General features: G+C 40.6%; 13 protein-coding genes. 1 reads left to right on the forward strand and 12 read right to left on the reverse strand.

What is annotated here, in order from left to right; translation table 11 throughout:
* Positions 1-21: 21 nt before the first annotated feature.
* From QNN06_RS18415 to QNN06_RS18470, 12 genes are all read right to left on the reverse strand, one after another.
* Positions 22-1,245, reverse strand: a complete 1,224-nt coding sequence (locus tag QNN06_RS18415; RefSeq protein ID WP_217036630.1) for a threonine synthase — start codon at positions 1,243-1,245, stop codon at positions 22-24.
* 172 nt (positions 1,246-1,417) lie between these two features.
* A complete protein-coding gene (locus tag QNN06_RS18420) occupies positions 1,418-2,878 on the reverse strand; it encodes a M20 family metallopeptidase (RefSeq protein ID WP_481819222.1) in 1,461 nt (486 codons plus the stop codon).
* 15 nt (positions 2,879-2,893) lie between these two features.
* Positions 2,894-4,252 carry a CapA family protein gene (locus QNN06_RS18425; RefSeq protein WP_213119370.1) on the reverse strand — a complete coding sequence of 453 codons (1,359 nt, stop codon included), beginning with the start codon at positions 4,250-4,252 and terminating at the stop codon, positions 2,894-2,896.
* A 35-nt stretch (positions 4,253-4,287) separates the two neighbouring features.
* A complete protein-coding gene (locus QNN06_RS18430; RefSeq protein WP_307852113.1) occupies positions 4,288-5,667 on the reverse strand; it encodes an amidohydrolase in 1,380 nt (459 codons plus the stop codon).
* Entirely contained in the window at positions 5,649-6,704 is a 1,056-nt protein-coding gene (locus QNN06_RS18435; protein ID WP_284035698.1) for an ABC transporter ATP-binding protein, read from the reverse strand. Before QNN06_RS18435 ends, QNN06_RS18430 begins: the two co-directional genes overlap by 19 nt.
* A complete protein-coding gene (locus QNN06_RS18440; RefSeq protein WP_217036632.1) occupies positions 6,694-7,695 on the reverse strand; it encodes an ABC transporter ATP-binding protein in 1,002 nt (333 codons plus the stop codon). Before QNN06_RS18440 ends, QNN06_RS18435 begins: the two co-directional genes overlap by 11 nt.
* A 49-nt stretch (positions 7,696-7,744) precedes the next feature.
* Entirely contained in the window at positions 7,745-8,647 is a 903-nt protein-coding gene (locus tag QNN06_RS18445) for an ABC transporter permease (protein WP_284035699.1), read from the reverse strand.
* Between the two features lie 28 nt (positions 8,648-8,675).
* Complete coding sequence (locus tag QNN06_RS18450; RefSeq protein WP_213119366.1) at positions 8,676-9,629, reverse strand: ABC transporter permease; 954 nt, start codon at positions 9,627-9,629, stop codon at positions 8,676-8,678.
* 179 nt (positions 9,630-9,808) lie between these two features.
* A complete protein-coding gene (locus tag QNN06_RS18455; RefSeq protein ID WP_213119365.1) occupies positions 9,809-11,401 on the reverse strand; it encodes an ABC transporter substrate-binding protein in 1,593 nt (530 codons plus the stop codon).
* A gap of 63 nt (positions 11,402-11,464) precedes the next feature.
* Complete coding sequence (locus QNN06_RS18460; protein ID WP_284035700.1) at positions 11,465-12,721, reverse strand: amidohydrolase; 1,257 nt, start codon at positions 12,719-12,721, stop codon at positions 11,465-11,467.
* A gap of 1,008 nt (positions 12,722-13,729) precedes the next feature.
* Entirely contained in the window at positions 13,730-14,227 is a 498-nt protein-coding gene (locus QNN06_RS18465) for a DinB family protein (RefSeq protein WP_213119363.1), read from the reverse strand.
* A 638-nt stretch (positions 14,228-14,865) separates the two neighbouring features.
* The gene (locus QNN06_RS18470) at positions 14,866-15,732 is read right to left on the reverse strand and encodes a helix-turn-helix transcriptional regulator (RefSeq protein WP_213119362.1); all 867 of its coding nucleotides are present in this window, start codon (positions 15,730-15,732) and stop codon (positions 14,866-14,868) included.
* Between the two features lie 122 nt (positions 15,733-15,854).
* Between QNN06_RS18470 and fabF the strand changes: the two genes are divergently transcribed.
* A complete protein-coding gene (gene fabF / locus QNN06_RS18475) occupies positions 15,855-17,090 on the forward strand; it encodes a beta-ketoacyl-ACP synthase II (protein ID WP_213119361.1) in 1,236 nt (411 codons plus the stop codon).
* Positions 17,091-17,100: the final 10 nt, after the last annotated feature.

A 17,100-nucleotide genomic window follows, 5' to 3' on the forward strand; every position in this document is an offset into this window, starting at 1 on the left:
TTAGTTATCAGCATGATTTGCTTATGATTTAATACTCTTCTTAATTGTGTCCCCTTTTTGTAAGATCGGCACCTCAACGGTAATGGTGTCGGGATACTTAATTCCCATTCCGGTATTCAGGGCAACAACGATCTCTTGCTCTTTAATCCAGCCTTGTTCCCTTAATCTGCGAGCTGCGACAAACGTTGCAGCTCCCTCGGGGCAAACGAATGCTCCCTCAAGGCTGGCCAGGGTCTTTTGTTCCGCCAAAAGCGCCTCATCCTCAATCGCAACAGCACAACCATTTGTTTGATAAATGGCTTCAAGGACTAAAAAGTCCCCCAATGCTTTTGGAACATTAATACCGAATGCAACCGTCTCAGAATCATTCCAGAACTCTGATTCTGACCTTCCTTCCTCCCATGCTTTAACGATCGGGGCACAGCCTTCTGCTTGAACAGCGACCAAGCGAGGAAGTTCTCCTTCCACCCAGCCCAACTTTTTCAGTTCAGTAAGTGCCTTATAAATACCAATAATCCCTACGCCGCCGCCTGTTGGATATAAAATGACGTCGGGCAGCTTCCAATCCATTTGTTCGGCGATCTCGAGTCCCATCGTCTTTTTACCTTCAATCCGGTATGGTTCCTTTAAGGTCGATGCATCGAATAAACCATGTTCTGCAACCGACTGCGCCACAATTTTTCCTGCATCACTGATTAGTCCATCAACAAGATATAAGTTTGAACCCGAGATCGCTGATTCATTTCTAGTAATTTTGGGTGCATCAATTGGCATAACGATGGTAGATTGGATTCCTCCTCTTGCCGCATAAAGTGACCAAGCAGCTCCCGCATTTCCATTGGTAGGCATGGCAAGTTCTGTTACACCTAACTCTTTTGCTTTGGATACTCCTACTGCTGCTCCACGAGCTTTAAATGTTCCCGTCGGTATGATTCCCTCGTCTTTCATCCACAAGTTTGCTATTTTCATATCTTCACCCATAGCAGGCATCTTAATAAGCGGAGTCATCCCTTCACCTAATGTAACGACATCACTCTCATCACCAACAGGAAGCAGTTCATGATACCTCCACAAGCTGGATACTCTACCAACTAAATCTTCTTTGGAAAGTTCCTTGCCTAGTTGTTCTAAATCGTATTCCACTAATAACGGTGATCCACAGGTACATAACTGATTTTTCTGTTCGTGTGAAAAAGTGTTGCTGCATTTGGGACAATATAAATGAGATATGTAACTGTATTTCATAGGGCTCACTCCAGTCTCTATCGTTCTTGTAAAACATCATACTTGATTGTTTTTGATAACTGAAATTAATAATATTAATGGAAATCATTTAGAAATTTAATGACATCATTTCTAACTGGCTACCAGCTATAAAGGAGGGCCGCTTAACTTATCATTAAGCAGCCCCACAACTTTACACTAATAGACTTTCCTTTAATATAGTAGGAATTACTCCAGACGGAATCGGACATTGGTATGGGTGTTCCGCCAGTTGTGCTTGTAATTCCTTTTTGGCTTGCTCGATGATTTCCTGATTTTCCAATGCTTTAATGGCTGTTAGCGCCAATGCTTTAGAAACCTGCAGCAACCCTTTGTGGGAAATGGAAGACTTTCCTTGGGTGACCATTTGCCAGCTGTGAAGCACTGTCCCCAAAGCAGAAGTCGTATACATACATTGGGCCGTTGGCGTAATCCAGCTTACATCGCCTACATCAGTGGAGCCGGAGAGGAATCCCTTTCCGTCAAAAGGAATAGGCTCAGCAGATAGGAAGGGACCTTCAGGATGAATCGGGAATCTTTTAGAACTAACTGCCTGGAAATACTCACCATTTTGTTTTTCCGCATCCGTTAATGTATTCCAAATCTGCTTGGCAAATTGATATTCTTCTGTCGAATAGGAAGGCATCCCCACCTCTTGAAGAGATTGTTCCAATACTTTACCTAACGTATAATTTGGATTATAGTTGGAGCAAGCTTTATCAAAATGAATTTCAACCTCAGTCTCCGTCATTAAAGCGGCCCCTTTAGCAATCTTACATAGTCGGTCATAGATTTTCTTGGTTTTGTTCATATTCTGATCACGCACAAGGTATAGTACCTCAGCCTCTGACTGAACCACATTTGGTGAAATACCGCCAGAGTTGGTGATGGCATAGTGGATCCGTGCTTCTTGGCTGACATGTTCACGCATATAATTAGCCCCAATATTCATGAGTTCCACGGCATCCAAAGCACTTCTTCCTAGATGGGGAGTGGCTGCGGCATGAGCGCTTCTACCCTTAAACTTAAAATAGACTTGGATGTTGGCTAATGAACTGCACCCCTGAACACCGGTACGGCTATTTGGGTGCCATGTCAATGCAAAATCCACATCTTCAAATACCCCTTCACGGGCCATAAAGGTTTTTCCTGATCCGCCTTCCTCACCAGGACAGCCATAGAAGCGAACCGTTCCTTTTAATTGATTCTCCTCGATATATTTTTTCAATGCGGAAGCTGCTGCTAAAGCACCGGTCCCTAATAAATTATGACCACAACCATGCCCATTGCCACCAGGCTGAACGGCTTCCTGAAAGTCTACATCACATGTTTGGCTCAATCCGGATAATGCGTCATACTCTCCTAAGAAACCTATTACTGGTTTCCCTTCACCAAATTCACCGATAAAAGCTGTTTCGATTCCTGCAACACCGCTTGTTACCTTAAATCCCTCTTTCTCTAACTGCTCACATAGATACTTACTGGAGATGTATTCCTGAAATCTTGTTTCAGGATTTTCCCAGATAAAGCCACTGATTTTCTTCCATTTCTCCTGTGTTTGGTCGATATATTCGTTGACCCAATCAACTTGCTTCAAAACCACTTCTCCCTCCATTTACCGCTAATTTTTCTAGACAAATTTCACTTCTGCTTTCTCTCTCTCAGCGGTTGCTTGCCCATAAATCCGGCCAATTCCATCTTCGATGATGATGTTGGTACCAAACGGTTCCGATAAATCTTGAAGCCTTTTGAGTATGGATTCATTCTTTGTAATTTCCGGGAATCCATTTTGATGGCGCTTCTTTCCATGAGAGAGTTCAATCGGATATAAGATTATTTCGACTAACTCTCCGTCTTTCATGGTCCAGAAGGGAAGGACAGACTCCATCATTTCCGGTATACTCAATAATCCTTTTGTACCGTTATGGGATTTCTTGTCCATTGCCTTCATCACGCCATATTCGTTCGGAATATTATGGTTATCATAAAAATCCTGCGGCAGGGCATCCAGGGTTTCATTTTGAAAAATAAAGTTTCCTAGACTATGAAAAATCGGTCTTCCCTTGTATATTTCAATTCCCCTCAATGTATGCGGCCCATGGCCAATGACACTATGGGCACCGGCATCAATAAATCGTTTCGCAGCTTTTCCTACAAAATCAGCTCCGATTCGTTTATTCGTCCCCTTCATTTCATGGGCATGAAAGTTAACCAGTACATAATCCGCTTGTCTTAGTGCATCATCGATAACCCCTTCAATACGCTGCATGTCTTTTTCATTAGGTTCAGTTACAAGGCCCTGTTCCTCCCCGACTTCAAATAACATCGGGTAACCGTATTGATCTCTTCCAAAAGGTACAATCCCTTCAGGAAATGGCAGAATGAAGGCTTCATTGATGGACATTTGGGTGAAGGCATTTACCTCTGTTTTATCGGCAATGTTCTTTAACACCGCGAGTTCTTCAGAGCTAATCATATGTTTACGAACATGGCGAAGACCATTAATTCCAGGTCTTCCTTTGATATTATGCCTTTGTTCTGTGGCCATGTGGGTTAAATGAGAAACAACCGAAACGGAAATAAATCCAATACGGCCAGCGGTTGTATCCAGGAAAATCGGCTTTCCTGCTTCATATAAGTTCTCTCCGGTTCCTGTATGGAGTATGCCTGCTTCATCCAGATGACGGTTCGTTGCTTCGAGTCCGTCATATCCATAGTCAAAGGCATGGTTGTTTGCAGTGCCAACTAGATTAAAACCATAGGCTTTTAGATCGTCTAAACGATCGGGTGTCGTTCGGATGTGAGTACCGCCTGGAATGGCTCCAGGGGTACCTTCATTTTGCAAAATACTAATTTCAAGATTTGTGATTCTTCCATCCGCTTGCTTGATCACTTTTTCAATCGCTTGAAAACTTTCTTCCTGATAACTTGGAATTCGTCGTGTAGGTAGATAATCACCGGTGGCTGCAAATGAAATCGTACTCTTCATCGTTTGACACCCCTTATCCTTAGTTAGGAAAAAACTTATACTAATGCCTTTTTAATATTGAGTTTAGTAGAGTTTAATACCACTTGGGCTAATGCCTTTACGCCAATCTTCATACCAAGTTCATCAATATCAAATTTTTCATTATGATGACCGGCTGCAAGGGTTGTTCCGACGACACCGTATGTTGCCAATCCCCCGTTGCTTTTGACCTTTTCCATCATGTAGGTTGCATCTTCAGAACCAGAACTTTCATTTGAAAGCAAATGAACTTGACTGATTTCTTCTATAGTATGAATGGATTCTTGAACAAATTCTGCCAATTCCTGACTACAATCTACTGATTTGGCTTCCCCGACGATGTCAATGTTTACCTCCACCTGATGTGCCATTGCTGTTCCTTTAAGAATATTGATAGCATTGGCTAAGATATATTCATTCACTTCAGGGGTATCACCTCGGGTTTCAATCTTAAGCTTTGCAGAGGACGGAATAATATTTCTTCCTGTTCCTGCGTTTAAAACACCGACGTTGATACGTGAATTACCGTCGCCATGGCGGGAAATTCCGTGTAAGTTAAGCACCGCCGATGCCGCAGCAAGTAAGGCATTTCTGCCTTCTTCCGGACATTTGCCTGCATGGGATGCGACTCCAGTAAAGGTGACATCGATTTTCGTGGTGGATAGGTAGCCGTTATTGGCGCACACATACTCTCCCAGCGGCACACCGGTGCCAATATGATTGGCAAGGAAAACGTCCACATCATCTAGAACACCAGCAGCCACCATTGATTTTGCTCCGCGGACGCCCTCTTCTGCCGGCTGAAAAATCAGCTTAATTTTCCCTGAAAGCTGATCCCGAATTTGCGAAAATAATTTCGCCAACCCTAATCCGATTGAAGTATGGGCATCATGGCCGCATGCATGCATCATTCCTTCATTCACCGAACGAAATCCCATTGCAGCAGGTACATGTTCAGGAACGTTGGCCTCCACTAAATCTAGCGCATCCATATCAAATCGCAGGCCAATTGTTGGACCAGGGCGCTTGGTATCCAGAATACCAACCACACCGGTATGGCCGCCTTTTACATGTTCCAGCCATTTTTCATTCGCTCCTTGCACCAGCGCCCGTTGCTCATGCTGCCGTAAAATCTCTTCTGGAGGGACACCCATTCTTGCCTGGGTGTCAATGACTTGTTTCCCAATCTTCACTTCATATCCCCATTCTTCCAGCTTTTCTGCAACTAATGAAGACGTGCGGAACTCAAGCCAGCCCGATTCGGCATGTTTATGAAAATCTCTTCTCCATTCCACCATCTCAGAAAAAATTTCTTCTATTAAACCATTCATCTCTGCGTTCATTTCATCACCCGTTTCAGATAATTTTTTAGTTGCGATTACTCTGCTAAATGGCATGCCACAAAATGTCCTGGTCTCTTCTCTACTCTTTTTGGAACGACTTGTTTACAGATTTCCGTTGCTAAAGGACAGCGAGTATGAAAGTTGCACCCTGAAGGAGGATTAATAGGAGAAGGAATTTCTCCTTTTAAAATAATCTTTTCTTGTTTTATTTTTGGATTTGGATGCGGAATGGAAGATAACAAAGCTTTAGTATACGGATGAAGCGGATTGGCAAAAAGTTCATCTGTTTCGGCTTCTTCGACCATTTTCCCCAAGTACATGACACCAATTCGATCGGAAATATGTCTTACTACACTTAAGTCATGTGCTACAAATAAGTAGGTCAGCCCAAATTCTTCCTGTAAATCTTCGAGAAGATTAATGATCTGTGATTGAATGGATACATCCAGTGCCGAGACTGGTTCATCACAGATGACAAGCTTTGGGTTCACTACTAATGCACGCGCCAGCCCAATCCTTTGCCGCTGACCGCCAGAAAATTCATGGGGAAAGCGATAATAAGTGTCTGCATGTAAGCCTACCTTTTCAAGAATGTCGAAGACCCTTTCCATCCGTTCTTGACTGGTGCCGATATTGTGAATCACCATCGGTTCAGCGATACTGTCTCCAATTCTTTTTCGGGGATTCAACGAGGAATACGGGTCCTGAAACACCATTTGTAAATTTTGCCGTTGTTTCCTAAACTCTGAGTTTGATAGTTTAAAAATGTCAGTTCCTCCAAAAAACACCTCGCCATCCGTCGGGTCAGTCAACCGTAAAATCGTACGACCAAGAGTACTTTTACCGCAGCCAGACTCGCCCACCAATCCATATGTCTCTCCTTCATATAAATGAAAGGTCACATCATCGACTGCTTTCACATATTTTTTGGTGACCCCGATCGTATTTTTCACGGGGAAGTATTTTTTGATTCCTTTAATATCAAGAAGCTTCTCTCTTGCATTCCCTATTATTGGCCGGGCTTCAAAGGCGGCGGTTCCATAAGAACCGTTCCCATGGTCACTGTCCAGTTTCAATGCTTCATGTTGCATTCGATACAGCCCCCTTTATTGTTTGATGATGCCAGCACTTAATTCTTTTATTGTGATCCAGCGTTTCTAATTCTGGCTTTTCATTCATGCATTTTGCATCTGCAAAGGGGCACCTTGGAGCGAATCTGCATCCCTTTGGAATTTCATTAAGGGATGGAACCATTCCTTTAATAATGGAGAGTTTTTTATTTCGATCTCCAAAAAGCTGAGGTATCGAGCTGATTAACCCTTGTGTATATGGATGAAGCGGATTTTCGAATAAGGATTCCACATCTCCTTCTTCCACGACTTCCCCTAAATACATAACGGCTACGCGTGTACAATGCTGGGCCACCACACCCAAATCATGGGTAATCAGCATAATTCCCATATCTAATTTCTGTCTCAGACTGTCAATGAGTTCCAAAATTTGCGATTGGATCGTCACGTCCAATGCGGTGGTCGGTTCGTCTGCTATCAACAGTTTGGGCTGACAAGCAAGGGCAATGGCAATCATGACCCGCTGCCGCATCCCGCCTGAAATTTGATGAGGATATTCATGAACCCTTTGTTCAGGTGCTGGAATGCCAATTAATTTCAACATTTCAATCGCTCGTTCGTAGGCTTCTTTCTTCGATAGTTTCTGATGGAGCATAATCGGCTCCATGATTTGATCTCCAATCGTAAAAACAGGATTGAGAGAACTTAAGGGATCTTGAAAGATCATAGAAATGTCATTTCCCCTAATCTTCCTCATTTCAGAATCCGATATTTTTAAAAGGTTTTTTCCTTCAAAATTAATCTCACCATCGTAAGACGTTACCCCTTTTTCTTCAAACAATCGTAAAATCGACTGTGCTGTCACACTCTTTCCGCATCCAGATTCCCCAACAATGGCTAACACTTCACCACGATCGACATGAAAGGAAATACCATCAACTGCTGTAACCTTCCCTCTTTCAGTTCGGAAATGAGTTTTAAGGTTGTTTACTTCTAATAAGTGGTCGCCCATTATTCGTATCCTCCTTTCAAAACTAGCTTTTCAAACCCAGATTGTTCGATTATTTCTTGGCATGGTTTGTATGCGGGTCTAACAAGTCTCTCAACCCATCACCAAACAGGTTCAAGCCTAATACACTTAAAATAATGGCCACCCCTGGGAAAAAGGTCATCCACCAAGCATTAAAAATAACCAATTTGCCATCAAAAAGGATGTTGCCCCAGCTTGGATCCGGTGCCGGAACACCCACACCTAAAAAGCTCAAACCGGCTTCAATAATAATCGCATCAGCGAAGATAAAGGTAGAGTAGACAATTAATGGGGATAGAGTATTAGGTGCTATATGCCCCCAAATAATTCTCATGGAGGAAGCCCCTTGTGCCTTCATCGCTTCAATATAGGTTTGTTCTCTTACTACTAAAGCTGCTGAACGTACTACCCGAGCAACATAAGGGGTAAATACTGCGGCCAATGCAATAATGACATTATCAATTTTCGTTCCTAATGCTGCCATTAATGCGATTGCTAATAAAATAGCAGGAAAAGCCATTAATCCATCACAAATCCTCATTAAAACATGATCTAACACCTTATAATAAGCGGAATATAAACCGATAATCATGCCTAATACCGATGTAATGATGGCAACAGAAAGTCCAACTCCCATAGATGCCCTTGCCCCATATACGACTCGTGCAAATAAGTCCCGACCTAAATTATCTGTTCCAAAAAGATGATCTGCACTTGGAGCTTTTAATCTGCTAGTTACTACCATTTCATAGGGAGTATAGGACGAGAGTAAAGGTCCGAATAAGGTAACCAGTAAGGTAAGAAGGATAATGACACTTCCGGTAACCGTCAATTTATTGGAAAAAAACCGGCGGACAAACAAACGTCTCCGTTCTCGGTTAATATCTCGTCTAAAATCGCTCAATTCTCGTCTCTTTTCAACAGCTACTTCCATTCGATTTCCTCCAGTCAGAGCAAATTTTTTACGATTCTTTCTTTAGTCGTACCCGTGGGTCGATGACACCATAGAGTAAGTCAACTAATAAATTGATCAAAACATAGGTTAAAGTAACCATTAAAACCGTACCCTGGATGACCATGTAGTCTCTTCGTTCAACGGAATTGATGATTAATTGGCCAATGCCAGGAATATTAAACACCGTCTCGGTAACGGCAGCTCCGGCAACAAGCGTTCCAAAGGTTTGCCCAATGACTGTTAAGATCGGGATAAACGCATTTCTTAAAGTGTGCTTATAGATGACTTTTCTCTCATGAAGTCCTTTTGATCGAGCCGTTTTAATAAAATTTAAATTCAACGTTTCGACCATGGAAGACCGAGTCATCCGTGCAATAAGTGCGGCTTGGCCGGTACCTAAGGCAATAGCTGGCATGATCAGATATTTAATATGTTCCCAAAATCCGGCGCTCAAAGGCTTATACCCGGCTACCGGAAGCCACCTTAAGTTAATAGCCAAAATAATAATTAAAAATAATCCGAAGAGAAAATGGGGGATAGAAATGCCCAGCAAGGAAAGACCCATAAACGTTTGGTCAGTCGCCGTTCCCCGCTTTCTAGCAGCCATAATTCCTAAAGGCAAGGCAATAAGAATAGCTGTAATTTGAGACAAAATGGCTAATGATATGGTAGGACCAAGATGCTCTAAGATCGCCTCCGTTACCGGTTTATCCATAAAAAATGAATCGCCCAAGTTTCCTTGGAAAACACCTTCAACCCAATGGAAATATTGCTGATAAACAGGGTCATTTAGTCCTAGCTCCTCTTGCAATTGCTTGACATCTTCGTGACTTGCTTCAGGACCAAGTATCACGGCTGCTGGGTCTCCTGGTGTTAAATGGATAATCATGAAAACGACAATCGATACGATGAGAAGAACTGGAATAAGAGAAAGAATTCTTTTTAAAATATACGATTTCAAATTAAACAAGCCTCCTTTTGCAGAGTATGTAACGGAAGATAACAAGCAGGATTTATACTAGTAAAGGGCAAACCTCACTGCACAATTTCCAGATTGAGATGTTTGAACATCCTTCCGGTCACTGTCTTACTCGTGGGGTCACCCCTTACCAATCTACCTCTTGTTATTCTAAGAAGTTATTATTTTGTTAGACTTGTATTCCATAGGATCATACCTTCGAAATAAGTATTTCCTTTAATTTCGTTATTTCGATAGACATGGAAGGTATAATAATCACCGATTTTAATGTAAGGTACATACTCTTTCCAAGCATATTCCTGCATTTCTTCCCATTTGGCATAAGCATCCTTATCAGATGCAGCGGTACGAATTTGTTCTGTGAATTGTTGAAGTTTCTCATCGGCCGGCCAGCCTGCGTAATTAGGGTCTAATGGTAACGTTTGAGTAGGCAAAGATACTGGAGAAAATCCAGTAATAAATGCATCCCATGCAGCTGGATCATTCCGTTTAGATGTTAATGTTGCCCAGTCCACAACGTCCAATTTCACCTTAATTCCAATCTTTTCTAATTCTTCTTTCATGACAACAGCAGAATTATAGCTATACTCATAATCCCTGGTTGTTAGAATGCGGATCTCTTCTCCTTTATAGCCTGATTCACTAAGTAACTGTTTAGCCTTTTCTTTATCATTTTGGTTATAATACTCTTTCCCGGCATCTGTGTACCACTTTTTCTGGTCTTTATACATTAATCCATTATCTAATCGGTAAAATTTCTTATTCCCAAACGCCCCAATCAATACGTCTTTATTATTAATCCCTGTGTTTACTGCCTGACGAAGTTTTTCGTCCGTAAATGGCCCTTGTTTTTTGTTAAATACGAAGGACAGACCCCCATATAAATTTAAGATTGGTTTCATATCAGAGGAACTGCTAATTTGTTCATAGTTATCAGAAGGGATTTGATAAGCAATTTGATATTGACCTGTTGTAATTCCACCTAGTCTAGTAGAGCCATCAGTCACAACTTCAAATATAATGTTATCTACCAAAGCTTCCTTTTTACCTGCTAATCCATCCGATGGTGCATCTACAGGTTTGTAATCATCATATTTTGCCACTTTAATATATTGGTCTGGTTTCCATTCAACAAATTTAAAAGGTCCGGTCCCGACAATTTCGGTTATCCCGTCCTTTGGAGCATTGTCAATAATTTCTTTCGGCATGATGCCAGCAAATTGGTTGGTGGAAGCAATGACATCTAATACACCAATGGTCGGCTTTTCAATTTTTAATTGAACCGTATATTTATCTACTTCTTCAAATTGGCCTTTTCCAATCGCATTCGCAGCCCGTGTTGATTTGGTTAACCAGCGGTTCATCGATGCGACTACATCTTCTGCAGTCATCTCTTTACCATTATGGAATTTAACACCCTGTCTTAATTTGAAGGTATAGGTTAAACCATCCTCACTTACGTCATAGGATTCTGCTAACATCGGTTGCACTTCATAATCCGGGTTTAACACCAATAAGGTTTCAAAGATGTGTCTGGCGATTTCTTTTGTAGCAGTGGTGGTAGAGATTTGGGGATCTAATGTTGGCGGCTGAGCATCAATCGCAACGTGAAGATCTCCCCCTTTTTTCGTTACAGCCTCACCGCTAGCGGATTTCGTTTGTTTGTCTGAATCACTACTGCAACCGATTAAGGCCATTGAGAGCAATAACAGACATGTGATTAACCAACTGAGCTTTTTAAACCTTTTTGTCATAAATAAACCCCCTTTTTTATTTAAAAATTCGGAAATCGGTATGTTAGATTTAGAACTATTCTTCTAAGTTAACATCCGTTTTCCAATTCTTACTAACAGTTGAACGGCTAGCGGCAGAACAGCCTCATCAATATCAAATTTGTGATGATGGTGCGGCGCCGGTAATGGGGAACCAATATTCATGTAAGTTCCCTTTCCTCCTCTATCTTGAACCCTTTTAATAAGGAAAGAAGCATCTTCGCTGCCTAGGCTAATGTCACAATCTTCTTTGAAAGAAGTAAACCCATCGATTTGCTTTGCCTCTTCGAGCACCACCGAAACCAACTCTGGATCAGGTTGGATTGTGGTCGCTTCACCGATTATGTCTATCTTAGATGTTAATCCGTGCATCAGGGCACTATGTTCTACAATCGACTTCACCCGTTCTTCTAGTTCGTCTTTTATTTCTGCTTTATCAGACCGGACATCAATGACCATAGAAGCTTCGCTCGGAATAATATTTGCTGCAGTTCCGCCTTCCAATATTCCTACATTCACCCGAGTGGTTCCACCGCTGAAACGAGGGATGGCATGGATATTTAATAGAGCAGTTGCTGCTCCTAATAAGGCATTGCGCCCTTTTTCAGGCGTACCGCCAGCATGTGATGGAACACCGTAAAAATAGGCTTTCATTTTGGAAGAAGCTAAAAATTTTGAATTTCCTCCATGAACTTCTCCTAGTGGTAAATCTAATCCAAGGTGAGAGCAAAACAGAAAGTCCACGTCATCGACAATCCCTTTTTGGGACATCGCATATCCGCCTCGTCCTCCTTCTTCAGCAGGTTGAAAAATTAGTTTCAAGGTACCAGCAAACTCTCGGTCTGCTAATCTTTCAGCTAGTAACAGCCCCATGGCCGTATGGCCGTCATGTGCACAGGCATGCATAGTTCCAGAGAATTCAGAGGAGAATTCTTCTGCGTGCGGATAATGATCCTCATCGCTGCTCTCATGAATTGGTAAAGCATCCATATCAAATCGGAAAGCTACTGTAGGCCCTTCCTTTTTTCCTTTCAATTCTCCTACGACTGCGGTATTGCCGCCTTTCATTTTTTCAATTATTTCTAGATTGGCGCCGTATTTTAGTGCTCTTGCATATGCCTCGTCCAATTCACGTTTAGATGGGACCCCACGACGAGAGTCAGAATCAATTGCGTCCTCACCAAATAAAACGTTAAACCCTAAAAACTTTAGGACCTCAACCACTTTGGAAGCGGTTCTGAACTCAGAAAAGCCTAGTTCAGGATAACGGTGAAAATCTCTTCTTAAATCTATTACATTCACGAAGAATTCCTCCTTATCTCTTGTAATATAAGTAAAATAATGGTATAAATTAGAATCATGTAAGATATTTTGACAATAGTTTTTTAAGTTATTAGAATATTATCAAAGTTAAGATAATAAATAAAATTAGTTTTATAAATATTGATAATGAGTTTTTTTAATCATTGACTTAATAGAATAGAATTTAAACTGAATTCTATTCTTGCTTTAGAAAAAGCGTTTCTGCTATGTACAGAAACGCTTTTTTGTTCAATAACATAATAATCTAGTCCCATTTGAAAGTTCTATTTCATTACAAAGTACAATAAACCAGTGATAACTTAATTGGTAAAGAAAATAATCCACTCATTCGTTCTCGCTTGGAATGGTTTTTATATTGGTCCGCCTTGCTTAGTAAATTCCCCATTTTTTATCACCTCTATTTATTAACTCTCTTTAAAAAAAGAAAAATATGTAATCAAGTAGTAGTCTATTCTTAAACTTTGCTCCTACGATTAAAATGGGGAAAAGCGCAAACACTTTTAATTTTTTCACATATAATAATGAAAAGATTCGAGGTGGACGATGGAAAATGGAGATAGTTGTTCTGTTTACTATTGAGGAGGCAGAAACCCGAATCCAAACAGGATCAATGAGATCATAAATAACAACGATCAACCAAATTATGAAAAACTACCTGGGCTCATTGAGGCCTTAAAAATAATACTAGAATGTAAAAAAGCGGAGAATTAACTGATTTTCCGCCTTTTTGCATTCTAATAACTATCCCTAAATGTGTTGTACATGCAAAAAGACGCCTTCTTATATAAGAAAAGCGCCCGACTGTTGAACAATGAAATATGCGAAAAATCGCTCTGCAAATACGTTCTAATTTATTTGACTAACACACCCGTTTAGCCATCCATAAAGCAGGAAAATCACCCGCTTCACCATAGAGAATGAAAAGGGCTTCACACCGTCAATACTTCTTTTACGGCTGGGCGAAGAAGGTCACTGAATTATGGTGCTTTAGGACCAATCAACGCCACTCCAAGAGGATTGCAACTTTCGCAACAGAACAATTTGTCCAAGATGATACGTATCGTGCATCATGATATTGCTGAGTAAACGCTCAATAGAGTACCTGTTAGCTGCATACGGAGCTTTTAACTTTTCATCGTCAAGGTCCGCAATGATCGTTTTTAATTTATTCATGACTTCATTAAGGCGCTGCACTGTCTGGGCCCAACCAATTTCGTCTTCTGGATCCCCAGGATTTCCAAAGGTTTCTTCATTGTCTTCTGCCTTATGCGGATTCTCTGTGCCCTTAATTCGATGGATTACGTCTTCATTCCAAAATATCAAGTGGTTGACAATCTGCCAAATCGAATTGCTGATTCCCGAACTTGTCCATGCTGCCTCAGCTGCGATGACTCCATGAAGCGCCTGATCCATGGATGCAAACCAATCATTCTCATGGAAATGCATGTCGAGTTGTTCTAAAAACATTTTGGTTACAACTTGCATACAACCAATCTCCTCACTGTTTAGTGTAATCTTTCAAAGTTAAAAGACAAGAAAAAATCTGACTATAGTATAAATTAATCGGTCCTAAAAAGGTAAAAACCAAATCCAAGTGGTCCCTTCCATTTTGGACATACCTTTCTCTCCAGCTTCTAATTCTCTCCAACATGGCAGGGTATTCCGAAATTTCCGGGTGACGATAACAATAATCCTCAATTAATTTCGAAAAAAGCCATTCATACGCATAAAATTACCTTCATTTTCGACTGTCGGCCATATAACGAAAAAATATTCTCAATGAAATACTCCATTCTTTTATTTTGAGAATACAACAAAACCATGATCACTATGACTTATTCGGCCCATCCAGCTTTTATTCCTTCATCATGACAAATAAAGTACCCTAGGGCAGGCTTTTTTTAGTGTCTACTCTATAGGGTACATTTTATTTTTCTGGTTGACCTGTTGGCTAAACGACTTACCTGGCCTTTGATTTCATAAGTGGCTTAATTCATGTAATGCTTTGGCATATATGGCTGTCGCTTTGATTAAATCATCGATTTCTATAAATTCATCAATTTGGTGAGAGCTATCTACCTTACCAGGGAAAAGCTCACCGTAAGCCACTGCATTTTATATTTCTAGTTTACGGGTACCGAATTTTCAACCGAAACCCTCTTCATTAATCGCTTTAATTTATTTTCTGTATCTGTTTCCTCTACTGGTGTATAAATACTGCACCGTAAATCCATATCACCTTGAACTTGAAGAGAAGTTAAATTAAACAACATTTTGCCTGCTTTAGCATGTCTGAATTCAATTATCATTTCTGGAGCCTTACTTACTTGACTTTCTTGCCATAAATCCTGAAATTCTGAATGTGAATAACTCATTTCTTTAATAAATTGGTTGTACCATTCATCGCCTAAATAGTGTCCATAATAGGTACGGAAAATAGCAAGAAAACCCTTCGCAAAATGTTCCCAATTGACGGCCAATGCTTTTAATTCTTTTCTAGTGAACACTAAACGAATCAAATTTCTTTGATCATTCGGTATTTGTTCAAAATCTAAAAAAACATGAGCAGCTGCAGGATTCCAGCCTACTATATGGCAATGTCGATCCGTAATGATAGTCGGACAATATGTTAATTCAGTTAGTATTCGCTTTAAAGAAGGGCTAAGCTCTGATTGATTCTTTTTTTGGTTTGTAATTTCTGATTTTGCCTCTAATGCCAGGTCATATAAGTAGTCTCTTTCATCGTTATTTAATTGTAGAGCTGTAGAAATACAATCAAGTACGATTGAAGAAACTTTTATATCTCTTCCTTGCTCTAGCCATGTATACCAAGTGGTACTCACACCTGCTAATTGTGCAACCTCTTCTCTTCGTAATCCAGGTGTCCTTCTCCGGGTTCCGGCAGGCAAACCAACAGACTCTGGCTTAATTTGGGCACGCTTAGCTTTTAAGAATGTCGACAAAGCTTCAAGCCTAGTTTTATCATTCATTTTTAAAACTCCTCAACTTATCAATTTAACCTATTAGTAATTATACCAGGATAAACTATCACTTGTAATAGGATAAAGGAGATGTAAAATACAAGTAAATTATTTATTTGGAGGGATGAAAAGTGGAAAGAGTTGTGATTACCGGTATGGGGATAGTGTCTCCAATAGGAAACAACATCCAAACATTTTGGAACAATTTGATTAACGGGGAATCTGGTATATCCACTATCGATACATTTGATGTTACTAATCATAAGACAAAAATTGCAGGTATCGTCCAAGATTTTGATGCAGATGAAGTTTTAGGAAAGAACGAAGCTAGACGTTTAGATCGTTTTTCTCAATTTGCTTTGGCTGCAGCTGAACAAGCTTGGGTAGATTCTAAGTTAGACCTAGATCATATAGATGTAGAAAGGTTAGGCGTATATGTAGGTTCAGGTATAGGGGGAATTGAAACCTTAATTGAAAATATTGATGTGCTTAGACAGAAGGGGCCAAGAAGAGTTAGCCCGACCCTAGTACCAGCCATGATTTCTAATGCTGCTGCAGCACAAATTAGTATCAAGTGGAACGCAATGGGCCCTTCTTTGTCGCCCGTTTCTGCTTGTGCAATTGGAAATACAGCTATTGGTGAAGCTTTTAGACTTATTCGTTCTGGAGAAGTTGACGTTGTGTTTGCAGGTGGAACAGAGGCAGCTATAACAGACTTATCAATAGCAAGCTTTGGTAATGCTACAGCATTATCAACAAGAAACGATGAGCCCACTAAAGCTAGTCGTCCATTTGATGAAAATCGAGATGGATTTGTCATGTCAGAAGGAGCTGGAATTCTAATCTTAGAATCTTTATCTCATGCTCTACGTAGAGAGGCAAAGATATATGCAGAAGTCATTGGATATGGTGCAAGTTCAGATGCACACCATATCGTAGCTACACATCCGGAAGGTAAAGGGGCCTATCTTGCAATGAGATCAGCTTTAAAAAATGCAAATATATCGCCAGAAGAAATTGATGTTATTAGTGCCCATGCAACAAGTACAAAAGTGGGAGACATCTCCGAAACAATGGCTATTAAGCAGCTGTTTGGTAAACAAGCTTATCAGATTCCAGTAACAGCTAATAAATCTATGATCGGTCATATGTTAGGGGCAGCAGGCGGGGTTGAAGCAATTGCTTTAGCAATGAGTTTAAAGGAAGGTATAATTCCTCCAACAATAAACTTAGAAAATCCTGATCCATTATGTGATCTCGATTATGTACCATCAATTGCTCGCCAAGTGAAAATAAATACGGGTCTGTCTAACTCATTCGGTTTCGGAGGTCATAATGCGGCAATTGTCTTAAGGAAATACGAGTGAATAAACTTTC

The sequence above is a fragment of the Neobacillus sp. 114 genome (assembly GCF_030127045.1).
Taxonomy (GTDB): Bacteria; Bacillota; Bacilli; order Bacillales; family Cytobacillaceae; genus Neobacillus; species Neobacillus rhizophilus.